This window comes from Pseudoalteromonas sp. SG43-3 (genome assembly GCF_014164385.1).
In the GTDB taxonomy this organism is placed as follows: domain Bacteria; phylum Pseudomonadota; class Gammaproteobacteria; order Enterobacterales; family Alteromonadaceae; genus Pseudoalteromonas; species Pseudoalteromonas distincta.
This window is the reverse complement of the sequence record NZ_JACJFC010000023.1, coordinates 43,879-62,341: the sequence shown is the minus strand read 5'-3', so window position 1 is coordinate 62,341 and position 18,463 is coordinate 43,879. Positions and strand designations below refer to the sequence as shown.

General features: G+C 40.4%; 10 protein-coding genes. 9 read left to right on the top strand and 1 reads right to left on the bottom strand.

Annotated elements, in window-relative coordinates; all coding sequences use genetic code 11:
* Positions 1-383 precede the first annotated feature (383 nt).
* Both H5157_RS17740 and H5157_RS17735 read left to right on the top strand, forming a co-directional pair.
* Entirely contained in the window at positions 384-1,709 is a 1,326-nt protein-coding gene (locus H5157_RS17740; RefSeq protein ID WP_182725185.1) for an OprD family outer membrane porin, read from the top strand.
* 104 nt (positions 1,710-1,813) lie between these two features.
* Positions 1,814-2,683: an alpha/beta fold hydrolase gene (locus H5157_RS17735; protein ID WP_182725184.1), complete on the top strand. Its 870-nt coding sequence runs from the start codon at positions 1,814-1,816 to the stop codon at positions 2,681-2,683.
* A 66-nt stretch (positions 2,684-2,749) separates the two neighbouring features.
* On the opposite strand, the gene H5157_RS17730 is transcribed toward H5157_RS17735, so the two are convergent.
* Entirely contained in the window at positions 2,750-3,139 is a 390-nt protein-coding gene (locus H5157_RS17730) for a DUF2750 domain-containing protein (protein WP_024595957.1), read from the bottom strand.
* Between the two features lie 224 nt (positions 3,140-3,363).
* Between H5157_RS17730 and H5157_RS17725 the strand changes: the two genes are divergently transcribed.
* The 7 genes from H5157_RS17725 (at position 3,364) to recD (ending at position 18,307) form a co-directional block, all read left to right on the top strand.
* Positions 3,364-4,407 (top strand): alkene reductase, encoded by a 1,044-nt coding sequence (locus H5157_RS17725; protein ID WP_182725183.1) that lies wholly within the window; start codon positions 3,364-3,366, stop codon positions 4,405-4,407.
* A gap of 194 nt (positions 4,408-4,601) precedes the next feature.
* Positions 4,602-6,971: a TonB-dependent receptor domain-containing protein gene (locus H5157_RS17720; RefSeq protein ID WP_182725182.1), complete on the top strand. Its 2,370-nt coding sequence runs from the start codon at positions 4,602-4,604 to the stop codon at positions 6,969-6,971.
* A 74-nt stretch (positions 6,972-7,045) separates the two neighbouring features.
* Entirely contained in the window at positions 7,046-8,173 is a 1,128-nt protein-coding gene (locus H5157_RS17715) for an alkaline phosphatase family protein (protein ID WP_182725181.1), read from the top strand.
* Complete coding sequence (locus H5157_RS17710; RefSeq protein WP_182725180.1) at positions 8,170-9,231, top strand: alkaline phosphatase D family protein; 1,062 nt, start codon at positions 8,170-8,172, stop codon at positions 9,229-9,231. Before H5157_RS17715 ends, H5157_RS17710 begins: the two co-directional genes overlap by 4 nt.
* 160 nt (positions 9,232-9,391) lie before the next feature.
* Positions 9,392-12,697 carry an exodeoxyribonuclease V subunit gamma gene (recC, locus tag H5157_RS17705; RefSeq protein WP_182725179.1) on the top strand — a complete coding sequence of 1,102 codons (3,306 nt, stop codon included), beginning with the start codon at positions 9,392-9,394 and terminating at the stop codon, positions 12,695-12,697.
* Positions 12,684-16,262 carry an exodeoxyribonuclease V subunit beta gene (recB, locus tag H5157_RS17700; RefSeq protein WP_182725178.1) on the top strand — a complete coding sequence of 1,193 codons (3,579 nt, stop codon included), beginning with the start codon at positions 12,684-12,686 and terminating at the stop codon, positions 16,260-16,262. The genes recC and recB overlap by 14 nt, the downstream gene beginning before the upstream one ends.
* A complete protein-coding gene (gene recD, locus H5157_RS17695; protein WP_182721290.1) occupies positions 16,259-18,307 on the top strand; it encodes an exodeoxyribonuclease V subunit alpha in 2,049 nt (682 codons plus the stop codon). The genes recB and recD overlap by 4 nt, the downstream gene beginning before the upstream one ends.
* Positions 18,308-18,463: the final 156 nt, after the last annotated feature.

Below are 18,463 nucleotides of genomic sequence, written 5' to 3'. Positions count from 1 at the left end.
AGCGAAAGGCGCTGGTTTTTGTGCCTATTGATTTTTAGAAGAAATCAGCTGCTCATAACTTTACTTAGGTAAGTTTAAATCAAGTAAAATTAAATTAATATTATGATTTTTTAAATAAAATTAGCGACTTAGATACGAGTGAGTAAGAGGTAATCTTTACCAGTTTTTACAATTCATCCGTAATAAAACAAACTCTTACTATTTTATAATATAAAAATTAAAACATTATAAATTTATATTGTTCTATATTTATTAGCATGAAAGAAAGGTAATTACTTGAAATGTAATTACCTTATGACATGTTTGCCGTGTAGGTCAAAAAGCATACACATCCCTATGTGCTGCACAGTAAAAACTTAAAAAACAAGGTAACGGAGATAACTATGGCTCACCGAGTATCTAAATTACTTGCGGCAACAGGCGCAGTATTAACATGCATTTCTATTCCTTCGTATGCTGCTGTTAATGGGCTGACAGAACAAGATGAATTTAATATAAAACTTAGATCAATTTATTTCGACCGTGACTACGATAACGACGCAAGTGACGATTCAACTTTTGCTCAAGGTATAGAGCTCAATTACACATCGGGTTATATAAATGATTTATTGAGTGTGGGTGTATCGACTTACACCGTAATGAATATTAACTCTACAGGTTCAGCCGCAGGTAATATTTTACCAGCAGGTAATGAGAGTGGTGGAGTAGACGATAGCTTTTCTAAATTTGGTCAATATTTTTTAGATTTTAAATTGGGCAAAAACGGTCACGTTAAAGTAGGTGGGCAAAAAACCAAAAGCATGCTTTTAAAAAGCTCAGGCAGCCGTGCTATTCCTAATACTTTTAGAGGCGTTTTTGGCGATTACAAAATTGGCAACACTAAATTATATGGTTACGTATACGATAAATGGAGTCGTCGACATGATGAAAGATGGGAAGACTTTTCTACCGATCAATCGGCACCTGGCGCCATTAGCGTAATTTGGGGCGTAGGTGCTACGCATAAAAAAGACGACATAACATTAGAGGCTGAATATTTAAATTCCCACAATTATCTAAATAAAATGGGATTAACAATCAGTTACGACATTAAACTTGAGCAAAGTAAGTTAACCCTTTCAACTGGTATATTTACCTCACAAGATGATGGCGATTTATTTGTGACAGGTGCAGAGGGCGGTGATTTAGATGATGAGGATGCACCTGATGCTTTAACAGGTTTAACTAAAAGTGAAAACGATGGATTTGCCTATTACTTAGATGCTGATTGGAAAAAAGATATTTGGAGTGTAGGTGCGGCATTTACTAAGGTAAGTGATGCTTGGATTGAAGATAACTTTAGTGGCGATCATGGTACAAACCCATTTCCAACTCGCTCATTGATTGGTGCCGATTTAACAAATCAAAACGAGGCAACGTGGCAGGCACGTTTTGGCATTGATTTAAAAGCAGTATCGCCAGGTTTAACAACAAAGTTTTACTACACAAGCGGTAGCGATGCTGAAAACTCTGCGCTGGGTAAGTTAGCTGGCACAGCTGATGAAAAATATTGGGCTGTAGATACGCGCTATAAAGTTGAGAAAATAAAAGGCTTAAGTTTGCGCTGGTTATTTGTAGATTATACAACCGAAAAATCAGGCAGCGTTGATGGTGTTAAAGGCGACAGAGCCGACCACCGAGTTTATGTAGATTACACTATTAAATTTTAAAATAACGTTTAATAAGCCAATGCAAATTTATACATTGGTTTTATTTCCTTTATTAATTACCACTATGATAAAACTAACAAATAGATAATAAAAATAAAGCTAATATGTTTTCTCTTCAACAGTGGCAATCGCAGGGCCAATTCACTCATATTTCTGGCCATCAAATATTTACAAAAATAGCTGGTGATATAACTAAGCCTGCGCTGCTTTTAATACATGGCTTTCCAAGTGCTAGCTGGGATTGGGAAGGTATGTGGCAAACGCTTAGTGAACATTATTTCGTAATTACGCTCGATATGCTAGGTTTTGGTTTGTCAGATAAACCAATAAACGCTACTTATAAAATTACCGAACAAGCCGACTTATATACCCAATTTTTAAAAACGTTAAATATTAATGACGTACATATTGTAGCTCATGACTATGGCGATACAGTGGCTCAAGAGTTATTAGCAAGGCAAGTGGTTAGACAAAGTGACTTTAAAATAAACAGCGTGTGTTTTTTAAATGGTGGGTTATTTCCTGAGGTGCATAAACCATTATTTATACAAAAGCTTTTACTTTCAAAGCTAGGTTGGATAGTGCCAAAATTAATGAATAAACAAAAATTTGCCAATAATTTAGTGACTATTTTTAGTAAAAGTACACCGCCTTCAAAACAAGTGGTAGACACACTTTGGGAGTTGCTAATTTATAAAGATGGTTTAGCCGTTATGCCTAAACTCATTAGTTATATAAAGCAGAGGCAGCAAAACCGAGAACGTTGGGTTGGTGCCATCATAAACAGCAATATACCACTTACGTTTATAGCAGGCGCAGAAGATCCTATCTCTGGTAAGCACATGATTGAACATTATAAAAAGCTTATTCCCAATGCGCGCGTACAAGAGTTTGTAGAGCTTGGGCATTATCCGCAAGTAGAAAACCCAGATGCTATTACGCAGGCTTATTTGGATTTTAGAAATTGCCAATAAAAACGCGGCACTAAATTAAGTGCCGCGTTTATAAATTAATAACTCTGAGTATTTAGGCTTTGAACCTTAATATTTTTTCTTCGGTGCTCTTAATTGTTTTTCAAACTCGTCTGAAAACAATATCGTGCCGTCGTCTTCCTCAGTAGGAAAGGCAGCAATAAGTAAATCATCCTCTTCAAGGCCTGGTGTCCAGCGACTAAACCAATCAGCAAGTGGAATTGCTTTAGCGCTGCAGCCAGCCCATTCGCCAGTTGCCCATGCCTCTGCAAATTCGCGAGTTGGCCAAACTGGTACGCAGTCGTCATCTTCGTTGGCAAGCATAACGCAGCCATCATCGTCGTTTAAAATCCATACTTGTTTAAATTGTTGTACGGTTTCGAACATATAGGCTAGGCGTTTTTTTGCCCCAAGCCCTAAAATTACTGCTTGTTCTTCGCTTAAATTTGGCGTTGTCATAATTAGCTCACTCTTAATTACTATATCTCAATTATATGCACACAAGTATATCGAGTTAAATGACAGAGTGTTGAAAAGTTGCTATTTAATTTCAGCAATGCAGATCTAATTTGTATATTGAGCAGTATAAGTCACAACTAATTTGAGCGATCATTCAAAATAAGCTTGAATGTTTGTAAAAAGGCCACATTGTAGTAAGCATATACTTAATGAAGGATTGAAAAATGACTACTGATTTACTTGCTCCGTTTAAACTAAATAATACGATTGAGCTTAAAAACCGCCTACTTATGGCGCCATTAACGCGTTGTATGGCTGACGATAACTTAGTGCCAACACAAGATATGGTTGAATATTATGCTCGCCGTGCCGAAACCGGTTTAATTATTAGCGAAGCAACTATTATTCGTCCAGATGCGCAAGGTTACCCAAATACACCGGGTTTATTTACCAGTGAGCAAATTCAAGGTTGGAAAAAAGTAACAGACGCAGTGCACGCTAATGGCGGCAAAATGTTTGCACAGCTTTGGCATGTTGGCCGTGTTGCACATCCTCACTTTTTTGATGGCGATGTACTGGCACCATCGGCAATTGGCGTTGAAGGCTCTGTGCCTCGTATGCGTGAGCTTACATATATCACACCAAAAGCAGCGACTATAGATGACATTAAGGGCCTAGTAGCTGATTACGCAAAAGCGGCAGAAAATGCGATTGAAGCGGGTTTTGACGGGGTAGAAATTCACGGTGCTAACGGGTATTTGATTGACCAGTTTTTACATTACGCTGCAAATACACGCAGCGACGAATACGGTCAAACGCCTGAAAATATGTCGCGTTTTGCACTAGAAGTAACCGATGCAGTTATCGCCGCTGTAGGTAATGAGCGTACTGCTTTACGTGTTACACCGGGTGCTTATTTTAATATGAGCGAAGATAGCCGTGATAAAGCGGTATTCGATTACTTATTACCAGAGCTTGAGAAGAGAGATTTAGCATACTTACACGGCGGTATTTTTGACGACAGTACAACGTTTGAATCGCTTGAAGGTAAAACGACGTCTGAATTTTTACGTGCAGGCTACAAAGGTACATTAGTAGGCGTAGGCAGCTATACTTTTGAGTCAGCAAAAGAGGCAATTAACGATGCTAAGTTTGATTTAATCGCTATTGGTCGCCCACTTATCGCAAACCCAGATTACATTAGCAAAATTGCAAACGGTGAAGAGTTAGTACCTTACAGCGATGAAATGCTAGCTGAATTGAAGTAACAGCTAAATATTATATTTAGTTATTAAGGCACCCAAAGTTAAATCTTTGAGTGTCTTTTTTTGTACATATTCCCGCCATAAATCTTCCATATTTGTTTAACCTTTATGTAAATAAAGTTCATCCTCGTTGTCATGTTTAAAATCCATACTGTGCTCGTTTTCATATTTCATAATTAAAACTAAACGGGACAACAATGTACGCTTTAAAAAACAAATCGCTATTGAGCATGGCTATTGCTATGGCGGTATCAACATCTACTTATGCTAACGACAACACCATAGAAGAAGTAACCGTGGTTGCTAAACCAACGAGCTACGCTAACAATGTTATTGAGCCTGCAATGCTTGAGCAACAAAGTTCGGTATCGAGCATATTATCGGTTATTGATAATTTACCAGGGATTAGCATAAACGAAGGTGATGCATTTGGTGGCGACGATTGGTCTACTACAATCACTATGCGTGGTTTTAGTATTGATGGAAACCAACAACAATTAGGTATGACCGTTGATGGCATTCCCAATGGTGGCTCTAATTACGGCGGTGGTGCTAAAGCTAACCGTTACTTGGAGAGCGAAAATTTAGCAACAGTAGAAGTAGGTCAAGGTACGTCTGATATTAAGTCGGCTTCACTTGAAGCACTAGGCGGGACATTTAACTTTGTAAGTAAAGACCCAAGCCTTGAAAAAGGCACTACCTTTGCTTATACATCAGGCAGCCACGATGCCACGCGTTATTATATTAAACACGAAACAGGCACTGTTTTTAATAACACACAAGCGTACGTAAGTTACTCGCAAACAGATACAAGCCGCTGGATTGGTTCAGGCAGTAATGGGGGCAAAGACAACCAACACGCTGAGCTTAAGTTTGTATCTAATTTTGACGATTTAACACTTACTGGTCGTTTATCTTACGATGATGTAAGCGAGACAAACTATAACAGCGTAAGCCTTGAGCAGTTTGAACAAACACCCGATTGGGATCAGCTAACATGGAATTGGACAGGAGTTCCGCATTTTGACCAAATGTTTGCAGAAGGTTGGGGAACGCTTCGTGAAAATACCTTAGGCTATTTAAAATTTGAATACGCGATTTCGCCAACTTCATTATTAACTGTTAGCCCTTATTATCATAAAAATTCAGGTCGCGGCGATTGGATCCCACCTTATTTAACAACGCCTGTTGATGAAAATGGTGACCCAACAACCGAGGGGGGCACTAATGCAGGCTCTTATGGTTTTGCTGATAGTGAAGGCAACCCGCTTGCACCAGATGCCGATTGTACGCAAAGTTTGAGCTGGCCATGGGAGTCGGGTCCTGGTTTAAATCCTGCGTGTTACGATGCAACAGCAACGCCGGTTATGTCTTACCGCCATACGCATTACAACAAAGATCGTTTAGGTGTAACGGCAAATTACCAAGCTACATTTGGTAATCACGATATCGAAGCGGGCTTTTGGTATGAGCAAAGCGAACGTGATGAATCGCGTGATTGGCACAAAGTAATTGACGCGCGTATTTATCATCACTTTGATAGCACGCCTTACTGGACACAATACAAAAACACTTTTGATACCGATACATTCAAATGGTACTTACAAGACTCGATTAATTTTGGTGACTTAACATTAAATATTGGTGCAAAACAGTATTTAGTTGAATTACAAAAGTATGACCACTTTGCTAACGAAAGATCAGATAAAGTAGATAGCAACTCAGACGTGTTATTTAGCGGTGGCGTATTGTATCAACTAAATAACAGCACAGAATTATTTGCTAGTTACAGCGAGAATTTTTCAGCAATAAAAGACGGTGTGCTTGAGCGAGATAGCTCAACACTTACAAACATAGAGCCAGAAACTGCCGACAACATCGACTTTGGTGTACGTTACCAAGCCGACAGATTAACCCTTACAGCAACGGCTTACAGTGTTAAGTTTGATAACCGCATTACCTTTATTGCCCCTGGTAGTGGCACAGACGGCATTGATTACACCATTGGTACAAATGGCTCGTACGTAAATGTAGGGGGTATTGACTCAAATGGGCTTGAGCTTGCAGCAAGCTATATGTTAACACCAAGCTGGAGCGTGTACTCGTCGTATACTAATAGCAGTTCTGAGTATTCATCCGATGATCCAAATGCATACGATTCACAGGGTGTAATATTAAGAGATGAAAGTGGTAATGAGGTAGCACCGAGCTTTAGAAAAGGCGACAGCATAATAGATTCATCAGAAGATTTATTTGTGGTATCTACCGATTACTTTAGCGATGGCTTTCGTGTTGGTTTATCGGCTAAATACACTGGTGAGCGCTTAGGTGCATGGCAAGACGAAGACACTCGCACGCGTAATAAAGTAGACGGCTACACCGTACTTGATTTTAATGCAGGTTATTCAACTGACGTAGATGCAGGTCCGTTTAAAGCCATTGACGTATCGTTTGTTGTTTATAACGTTACTGACAAAAGCTACTTAGCAGGTGGTACTGGTAACGGCGCTACTTATTACATTGGCGCGCCACGCACCGCAGCAGTTACATTTACCGCTGACTTTTAATTAAGTTTTAGTAATTGAATTAAAATAAAGCCCATCACTGATGGGCTTTATTATATGAAAGGGCGCAAAACGCGATGAAAACAATTATAAAAGTAACACTATTTAGCTTAAGTGTATTAGCGAGTAACTTTGCAACAGCAGCGCAAAATGTAGTGCTGGTAACGCTTGATGGAGTACGCTGGCAAGAAGTATTTTATGGGGCTGATAATAGCTTAATTAATAATACTGATTTTGTTAAAAAGCCAGAGCAATTAAATACGCAATTTTGGGCAAAAACAGCAAATGAGCGCCAGCAATTACTAATGCCTTTTTTAACGCAAGTAGTGGCTAAAAAAGGGATTATAATTGGCGATAGAGCTAACGGCTCTACTATGTCGGTAAGTAACCCGTGGTATTTTTCATACCCTGGTTATAACGAAATACTCACCGGTGAAGTTGACGAAAATATAAATAGTAATAACAAAGTGCTCAACCCAAATAAAACTATTTTAGAGCGTTTAGATAAGTTACCTGAGTTTAAAGATAGCATAGCCTTATTTGGTAGTTGGGATGTATTCCCATACATTGTAAATACTAAGCGCAGTAACGTGTATGTAAATGCAGGTTTTATGTCAATTGAAGAGAATTTATTCACAGATGCGCCACTGTTAAATGCGCTACAAAACGAAATCCCCAGTCCTTGGTATAACGTACGACTAGACAGTTTTACATATCGCTTTGCTAAAGCGTATATGTTGGCTAAAAAGCCTAAGTTGTTAGTGATAAGTTTAGGCGAAACTGATGACTTTGCGCATGATGGTCATTACGATCAATACCTTAAATCGGCAAGGCAAAGTGACGCGTTTATAAAAGACTTATGGGCAACCATTCAAACTACAGCGGGTTATAAAAATAACACCACACTAATTATTACTACTGATCACGGCCGTGGCAATAATGCCAACGATTGGCAACATCACAGCTCTAAACGTACACTTGCTGAGCTAGAGTTAGGTGAAAATACCTACCCAGAAGGAATTGTCGGCTCTGAACATATTTGGCTTGCGGCCATTGGCCCCGCAATAAAAGGTAGTGGCTTAATTAAAACTAAAAATGAGCTTAAACAAGCGCAAATAGCGGCGACCGTTTTAAAGGCGCTTGGGCAGAACCCAAATGAAATAAATTCAAATATGGCGCCTGCTATTAGCGAGATTTTAAAATGAAGAACCTATTAAAACCATTAACCCTATTTGCCTTGGTGTTGAGTTTGGTTATTAGTACAGGTGTTACTGCCGCGCCATCTAAAATTCTATTTGGTTCGTGTGGGCATCAAGATAAAAAGATACCCATATTTAATGCAATTAACAAAGAGAAAGGCGATTTGTTTATATTTTTGGGTGACAATATCTACGGCGATACCAACGATATGGATGTACTTGCCGATAAGTACCAACGTTTAGGGGCAAAGCCTGGTTTTAAAACGTTAAAAGCGCAAACGCCTATTATTGCTATGTGGGATGACCACGATTATGGCCAAAACGATGCAGGTAAAGAGTATCCGCATAAAGAGCAATCACGCCAAATTATGCTTAATTTTTGGGGTGAGCCTGCAAATTCAGCGCGTCGCACTCGCTCTGATGGAATTTATACCTCGTACATGTATGGTGAAAATGAGCAAACCATACAAGTAATAATGCCTGATTTACGTTGGAACCGTGATGCGTTAAACCATGTAGGTGAGCTTGAATACTACACTAAACGTAAGTTAAATAACCAAGGCCCGTATAGTCCTAGTGAAGTGAAGGGCGCATCAATGCTAGGTGAAGCCCAGTGGCAATGGCTTGAACAAGAGCTTAAAAAGCCTGCTGCAATTAAATTGATTGCCTCAAGCTTACAGCTTTTACCCGATTTTACAGGTTGGGAGTCATGGGCAAACTTTCCTGAAGATAGAAACCGTTTATTTGCATTGATTAAAAAGCATAAAGTAAATGGGGTCGTGATCATCAGCGGCGATACGCACTGGGGTGAAATATCAAAGTATCAGCAAAACCTTGATTACCCATTGATTGAGATGACCAGCTCTGGCTTAACTGAAAAATGGAAAGACGTAAGCCCTAACAAACACCGAGTAGGGAATTTTACTCATAGCGTAAATTACGGTGATTTAAGCATAGACTGGCAGCAAACTGATCCCACTATTTCACTTAAATTAAAAGGCATTGATGGCCAAGTAATAATGCAAAGTGACTTTAGTTTATCAAGTATTAGCCCTTATAAATAACATTACTCTATAAACAAAAACGCACAGTGATCAAAATTAATGCTGTGCGTTTAAATTACTTGCTAACTCTCTGATTTATTAATATCAATTACCTGTTTGAGCTACCCCTAATATTGAAAATATCTTACACTGGTTTTATCTCAAGCAAGGTCAGTGTTATATGCTAAATATTATTCAATCAAACCGCATGGAAGCCCTGCAAGCGCAGTTCCACCAGCTGTTAAAAATAAACCCATTGCAAAGCCCGTTCGACAAAGAAGTGGTGCTAGTGCAATCGCCGGGTATGTCGCAGTGGTTAAAAATAGGTTTGAGCGAAAACTTAGGGGTTGCAGCGCAGGTAGATTTTCCGCTGCCGTCGAGCTTTATTTGGCAGTTGTATCAGCAATTACTGCCAAATGTCCCTAAAGAGTCGGCATTTAATAAGCCCAACCTTGCTTGGAAACTGTTTGCAATTTTACCAACCTGCATTGATGAACCGCTTTATTTGCCGCTAAAAACCTATTTAGAGGGCGATATTGACGGGCAAAAAACCTTTGCGCTATGCGAAAAAATAGCCGATGTGTACGACCAATATTTAATGTACCGACCGCACTGGATAGCCGCATGGGATAGCGGCAAAGATGAGCTTGATGATGTAGATGTAACCATTGCCCCATGGCAACCTGACTTATGGCGACGCATTGTAAAGCTAAGCCAAGAGCTTGGGCAAAGCCAATTTCATCGCGCTAATATGCAAGGGCAATTACTTGCAGCACTTGAGACCATGGACAATAGCTTACTGCCACAACGCATTAGTTTATTTGGTATATCGGCGATTGCCAGCTCCCAGCTTGAGGTGTTTGAAGCACTGAGTAAAAAAACAGAGGTTATATTATTCTTTTTTAACCCAAGTGAGCACTACTGGGGCGATATCATAGATGAAAAAACAGCAGCTAAAATAAGCGCTAAATACGCCAAAATGCCGCTGGTGGAAGCGCAACAAAAAAAACAAACCAATCCAGATGAAGAGTACTACTTTATTGGTAATCCGTTATTATCGTCGTGGGGTAAATTAGGTCGCGACTATTTTGAACAACTTGTACAGTTAGATGCCCGTTGGATTGATGGTTTTATTGATGTGTTTGACGACACCTTACTAGGGCAAGTACAAAGTGAGATTTATCAGCTTGCGTTTAAAGGTGAATCGCTGAGTGATAATAAAGAGTGGTTTATAAACGACGAAGGTAAATTACCAATCAGCGCAACCGACACCAGCATTACGCTCAGCGATTGCCATACACCGCTCAGAGAAGTTGAGCGCTTGCACGACTACTTACTTAACTTGTTTAATCAAAACCCAACGCTTACCCCCAAAGACATAATTGTCATGATGCCCGATGTAGGCACTTACAGCCCCTACATTGAAGCCGTATTTGGTGGAGCACAAGGTAGCCGCTTTATCCCTTACGCATTGGCCGATTTAGCCATAGAGCAAGAAAAGCCTGTCCTTAGCTCATTTGCGAGTTTAGCTAACTTACCGTTTTCGCGCTTTGGTGTGTCGGATATTCTCGATTTATTACAAGTTACGCAAATAGCCGAAAAGTTTGGGCTTGAAGCACACGAATACGAGCAAATTCAATACTGGCTTGAACGTGTAGGGGTTAAATGGGGCATAAACGCAGCGCATAAAAGCAGCTTTGATTTACCCGCTATCGATTTAAATACCTGGCAACATGGGCTCAACCGTTTGTTGCTTGGCATTGCCATGCGCGACGAGCAATGCCCGTTTAACGGTATTTACAGCGCCGATGAAGTAGAAGGCATGGCGCTTGATACACTCAATAAGCTCGTGCACTTTATTGATGTACTGCAAAGCTTTAAAGAGCAGTTAACGCCCGACGATACGCTCACTAATAAAGCGCATATTTTAAGCGAGCTATTAAACGCGATATATGAAAGTGAAAGCGAAAGCGACGACAGCTGGGATTTATTAGTATTGCAAAACGTGCTCGAAGAGATACAAAAACACCATGACAACGGCGATTACAGTAAAGCGGTTTCGCAGCGTATTGTTAGTTACTTAATTAGACAAGGCATTCAAGAAAAAGGCGTAGGGCAGCGGTTTTTGGTTGGGCAAGTAAACTTTTGTACGCTTATGCCCATGCGCGCCGTACCATTTAAAGTGGTATGCATGCTGGGCTTAAACGATGCTGACTACCCGCGTAACGTACAGCCTATTGGTTTTGACTTAGTGCCTTATTCTAAAAAGCAAAAAGGTGACCGATCACGTAAATTAGATGACCGCTACTTATTTTTAGAAGCGCTACTGAGTGCCCGCGACAACTTATACATGAGTTACATTGGTCGCTCGTGTTTTGATAACCAACCGCGCATGCCATCAACCCTTGTAAGCGAGCTGTTAGAATATATTGGGCGTAGTTTTGTATTAAGCGAAAAGAGTGAAAAAACGCTGCCCGCATGTCTAATTAATCAGCAGCATTTACAGCCCTTTAATAGCCATTACTATTTAGCCGATGAGCAAGCAAATACTGTGCTGAGCAACCACAGTTACAATCCAATTTGGCTGCCAAGTGAGTCAATTAAACCAGAGCCAGTTATTGCGCTTGATGTGACTGTGCCAGATCAGCTAGATCTTGATGTGTTTATTAGAAGTGTGTGCAGCGCACAAGAGAGCTTTTATCAACAAACATTGGGCTTACGCCTACCACAATTTAACGAAGTAGCAAAAGACGAAGAGCCATTTAGTTTAGATGCACTGCGCCGTTATTTTTACCTTGATGAAATACTCGAAGCAAACATAAACGAGCAACCCCTAAGTACCGAGCAAATACTGCAGCGGGGTGAGTTACCTCAAGCCAATGTAGGCAGTCTCATATTTGAGAGTATGGAGCACCGAGTTGACGCGCTTGCAGGGCAAGTAAAAGAGCACATTAAAGGCGGGAAAAGTGAGCCAATAGAAGTTTTGCTTACCATTGAAGGCACTAAAATAGAGGGCTGGCTCAATCATGTGTATTTGCAAAAACAAGTGTTTTACCGCAGTGCGAGTATTAAAGCGAAAGATTTAATTAAAGGCTTTATTTATCACCTCGCAGCGCAAAGTATGGATCAACAAGTAGAAACATTGTTACTTGGACTCGATAAGCAAATTACCTTTGCGCCAATTAATAAAGCTGATGCCGATGCATTGTTACTTGATTGGTTTGAATTATACAAAGCGCTGCGCGCAGAGCCTGTGCCATTTTTTCCGGTAAGTGGTTATGAATACGTTAAAAGCGGCGGCGATATAACAAAAGCAATGAGCAAATTTAGCCCGCAATACATAGGGCGAGGCGAGGGCGAAAACCCGTATATTCGCTTAACGGTGCAATCGCTAAATGACTGCCAAGAAGAATTTATAAAATGGAGTGATAAATTGCTCACGCCTTTATTTGAACACGCAAAGGAGAGTGACCATGCAAGCGCTTAATCCTCTTACTATGCCGCTCATTGGTCAAAGTTTAATAGAAGCCAGTGCGGGTACTGGTAAAACTTATACAATTACGGGGCTGTATTTACGTTACTTACTAGGCATGCAAATAGAAGGTGAGTTAAATACGCCGCTGAGTGTTGAGCAAATTTTGGTTGTAACCTTTACCGACGCTGCCACTCAAGAAATTAAAGACCGCGTACGTAGCCGAATTATTGCTGCGCGCGACGCATTGCTTGGGCAAGACCCAAACGACGAACTTATTGAAGGCGTAATTGCCAAAATTGATGATAAGCACCGCGCGTTTGATTTGCTCGATGCAGCTGCTAAATCAATGGACGAAGCCGCTATTTTTACTATTCATGGCTTTTGTCAGCGGATGCTAAAACAACATGCGTTTGAGTCGGGTGTGGCGTTTAATCTCGAATTTATTTTAGATGAGCGCGACATATTACTTGAAACTATTAAAGATTTTTGGCGTGCGTTTGTATACCCACTTAATAAAGAACGCACCGATGCTATTTTAGATGTATTTGCCGCACCAGAGTCTTTATTCGCTCAAGTGGCGAGTATTTTAAACAAAGCTAATGCGCACATTACGCCACAAATAAATTTAGACGATGTGTGGAAAGCCCGTGACGAGTATATAACCCGTGTGCCTGCATTTAAAAAAGCGGTGTTAGAGCAAGAGTTTATCGGTGCTATTAAAAGCTCGGGTTTAAGCGGGTCTAAAACGCCAGCACGAAAAGGCAGCCTTGGTGCGCTTGAAGCATTTTGTTTAGGCGGCGATTTGTTTTTTGAATTTGGCACTAGCAAGTATTCGTTTGAAGTGTGGAGTACAGAAAACTTAAGCGATGTGAGCAATTATAAAAAAAATCAGCCATTATTTGTGCATCCATTACTGAGTCAGTTTGACGAGCTTGCCGCCCTTAACAACACCATAAACCAAGGGCTCAAAATAGCGGTTGTACAACATGCAGCACGCTGGGTAAAAGCCGCAATAGTTAAGCGTAAACAAGAGCAAAGCGTTATCACCCCAGATGACTTATTGACCAATTTACATAGTGCGCTTAATAACGAGCAAGGCGACGTACTAGCGCAAAAAATTGCGCAGTTGTTCCCGGTTGCCATGATTGATGAATTCCAAGATACCGATCCGATTCAGTACGGTATTTTTAGTAAAATTTATGGGCAACAAAATACCACGCTTGCCATGATAGGCGACCCCAAACAGGCTATTTATGGCTTTAGGGGCGCAGATATTTTTACCTATATTGGCGCAAAAGAAGCTGTACAGACTGATCAGCAATTTACGCTGGGTACTAACTTTCGCTCGAGCACCGATATAGTCAATAGCGTTAATAGTTTATTTGGCAAACACGCTAACAGCTTTATTTATAACGACGCCATCCCCTTTAACGCAGTAGCTGCTAAAGGTAAAAAAGCGGAAGACTCTTTTTTAATTGATGGCAAACCCGCGACCGCATTCGAATTTAATGTATTTGTGGATGAAGCCGCAGACGAAAAAAACAAACCAACCAATAAAGGTATAGGGCAAGCGCATTTAGCCACTCACTTTGCTAATAAAATAGTGACCCTGCTTGAAAAAGCAAAACAAGGGGATGCGTGTATTGGCAGTACCCCTGTAAGCGCTGCCGATATTTGTATATTAGTGCGCGACCGTGTTGAAGCGCAAATAATGAAAAAAGCGCTAGGTGATGCCAAAATTTCCAGTGTGTATTTATCGCGCGAGAGCGTTTTTAGCCAAGAGCTTAGCCATCACCTACTTAACTTTTTAACAGCGCTGCATGGACAATATGATGAGTCATTGCTGCGCGGTGTTTTAGCGGGTCCGCTATTTTGTTTAAGTTATAACGAAATACATGCACTCGCTGATGATGAAAATAAATGGCAAGACTACTTAAACTTTTTTGCACAACTTAGCCACATTTGGAACAAGCAAGGCGCTATGGCCATGCTTGAGCGCTTAATGAGCCATAACCAGCTTAGCGCTAAATGGCAAGGGTTAGGATATAACGTTGAGCGTTGGCTGACGGACTTTAGGCACTTGGGCGAAATACTTCAGCAAAAACAAATAGAGCTTGAAGGCACGCTGCGTTTACTGCGATGGTTTGCACAAAAGGTAAGCCAACAAGACGGTGAAACAGTACAGGTACGCCTAGAAAGTGACGCCAACTTAGTTAAAATTGTCACTATGCATGCCTCAAAAGGGCTTGAATACCCTTTGGTATTTATGCCGTTTGCCAGTGGCTATCGCGAAACAAAAGAAGCGCTTTATCATAATAATGGCAAGCTAGTTTACGATTTAAGTAAAGACGAAGATGCCCTTCAAAAAGCAGAACAAGAACGCCTAGCTGAAGATTTACGCCTGCTTTATGTAGCACTTACTCGCGCCGTACATTTTTGTGCGCTTGGTGTTTATAACATAGGGCAAGGACAAAGTAGCCGCTTGGCTATGCAAAGTAGTGCACTTGGGCATGTTTTATTTGCAGGGCTAGAACTTGCCAGTAGCCAAACATGGCGCACGCATTTAAGTGAGTTTTGCGACGCTAACATCGCGATGAGCTATCAGCAATTTGCCTCACAAACATTATTAGAGCAGGGAACACTTTGTTTTAATAACAGTGAAAGTGCGCAGCAAACGTTAAGTGTTAATAAAGTAACAGTAAATATTGAACGTAACTGGCGAGCAACCAGCTTTAGTGCGTTGAGCTTTAAAAAGCACAGCGACCAATTAGCCCCAGGGCGAAGTGATGAAGATCACGAAAAAGACGAGTTTGCAGTGCAAGAGGACGAACTACCATCACCTTATAGTTTTCCTAAAGGGGCAAAGCCTGGTAGCTGTTTACACGAAATATTTGAACAAATAGATTTTACTAGCCCAATAGTTCACCCAACTAATACCGAGCAAAACTTATCTGAAGTAGTTAAGCGCAGCCTTGAAAAGTACCACATAGGTGATCAATGGCGAGAAGTGGCTGAAAAGTGGGTACTTGATGTTCTTGCGTGCCCCCTAGATAACAGTTCTTTAGAAAAAAGCCTTCTTTCATTGGGTGTGCTTACACCCAAAGATTGCCTAGTCGAAATGGAATTTAATTTACCCCTTGAGAGCTTAAGTGCACCAAAGCTAAACGAAATGCTGGTTAAACATTTTGGTTTTACACAAAGTAAGCTTGAATTTTCGCACGTAAAGGGCTTGTTAAAAGGCTTTGTCGATTTAATATTTTGCTACCAAGGCAAATATTATATTTTAGATTATAAGTCTAATTATTTAGGTAGCACGCCAGCTGATTACGAGAGCGATATGCTTGAGCAAGCGATGAGCAGTCATCAGTATCATTTACAGTATTTAATTTACACGGTAGCGCTGCATCGTTTATTAAAACAACGTATAGCTGATTACTCGGTAGAAACCCATTTAGGCGGCGTGTATTACACGTTTTTACGTGGGATGCCCGCAGGGCAAGGCGTGTACTTTAAAAAGCTAACTGAAGAACAAGTGATTATTTTAGATGGCTTATTTAGCCAAGGAGCCATGCTATGAGCGATTTAAATGAGCAACCTGGCTTGTTTGACGATATAGACGAGACACTTAATAATGAAGCCGTAGAGCCTCTTACTTCAAAAAATGTAGCACAAGATGTCCCATTAGAGGACATTGTGTTAAATAATACTATTATCGAAGTCCCGTTACTTGAATATTTATTAGCGCAAAATCGACTACGTGTGGTTGATGTTAAACTCGCTGAATTACTGTGTGCTAATGACATTGAGCAAACACATAATGAGCTGTTTTATATTATTTTATTACTGTGCTTATCGCAGCAAAGTCAGCATAGCTGCCTAACTTTAAATGAGGTTGACTGGAGCAATCCTTTTAACTTGCGCAAAAGCGACTTTAATAAACTAGATGGCAATGTACCCAGTACGCTAAGCCCGTTTAGTGATGACTTTAATGTACATACAGCGCTCAGTTATTTACAAAACCATGAAAGCGTGGGCGAAAATAAACCACTGCAACTGTTTAAAGAGCGACTTTATTTTGCGCGCCTTGCCGGTTATGAGCAAACACTCGCAGATAGACTATTAAGCATGAGCGAGCGAAAGCTCAATATTAATAATGAAATATTGGCAGAACTTTTAAATACCTATTTTCCTGCAGATTCTGCAATTGAAACTGATTGGCAAAAAGTGGCATGTGCGATTGCCGCCACCAAAGGCTTTAGCGTGATAACGGGTGGTCCAGGTACCGGTAAAACTACCACAGTAACTAAGTTACTGGCTATTTTACAGTCACTTTATAAAACCGCGCCGCTTAGTATTAAGCTGGTGGCACCGACAGGTAAAGCCGCTGCACGTTTAAGTGAGTCTATTTTGGGCGCCAAAAATAAGCTCATAACGATTCCTGATAATATTAAAACGCTGATACCGCAAAGCGCTCAAACGATTCATCGCTTATTGGGCGTAAAACCGTTTACTAATAAATTCAGACATAACAAAAGCAATCCGCTGCATTTAGATGTGCTGATTATTGACGAAGCCAGTATGGTCGATTTATCGCTGATGGCTAAATTAATAGAAGCACTGCCTGCGCATGCGAGATTAATACTCCTAGGTGACAAAGACCAGCTGGCCTCGGTAGATACTGGCAGCGTAATGAGCGATTTATGCCAAGGTTTAACACTTGGGCAAACGCCAAGCTACTCGCAAGCACGTTGTGAGGAGCTAAATAGCTTATGTTTTAATAATGAGCCTAAGCTCGTAGCGCAAAGCGTGAGTGAATTTAAACTCGCAGATTGCGTTGCCTTTTTACAGCACAGTTATCGATTTGATGCACAAAGCGGCATTGGTCAACTCGCACTTGCGGTAAACACAAATAACACCGGTATTTTAAATTACGTTGAGCAAGAAAGTACTGAAGGGCGTTTTAACGATGTAATTTTAGATTACGACTTTGTAGCAAAACCAATTGAAAAGCTTGTTAAAAGTGCAGCAAGTCATTATGCAAAATACCTTAACTTAATTGCCCAAGGTGCAGATGTTGCACAGGTGCATGCTGCTTTTGCTAGTTATCAGCTTTTAGCTGCGGTACGAGAGGGCGATTACGGCGTGCATAGCTTAAATCAGCGAATAGAGCGCGTATTGCAACAGCAAGGTTTAATAACAGTTAGCCCTAATACTCATCATTATACAGGCATGCCCATTATGGTGAGCCAAAACGATTACCAGCTTAAGTTATTTAACGGCGATATTGGTATTTTAATGCCCGATGAAAGTAATCAGCTCAAAGCCATATTTATTGATGAGCAAGGTAACCAACGAGCATTTTCGCCAGCACGACTCCCTGCACACGATAAAGTATACGTAATGACTATTCATAAATCACAAGGCTCAGAGTTTAGTTACACCGCTATGGTACTGCCGCCGCTAAAACAAGCGCGCATGGGTATTAACAGGCAATTAGTGTATACGGGAATAACCCGCGCTAAAAATAAGTTTGAGCTGGTGGCTGACAAAAAAGTACTGCAACTTGCAATGAATAAAAGCGTATCAAGAGCATCAGGTTTATATGAAAGGTTACAATTTTAAGCTTAATTTGAATTTTTTATTAATAATTTAGCTTCAAACTGCTTGTTATTTATCGCGTTATTATAAATGTCTTCTATACTAAAGTTAATTTTATATTGAATGTATTCGGGCGTGTTGATCTTTGGTGAGTGAATTTGCAGTAGTGTGTTTGGTTTT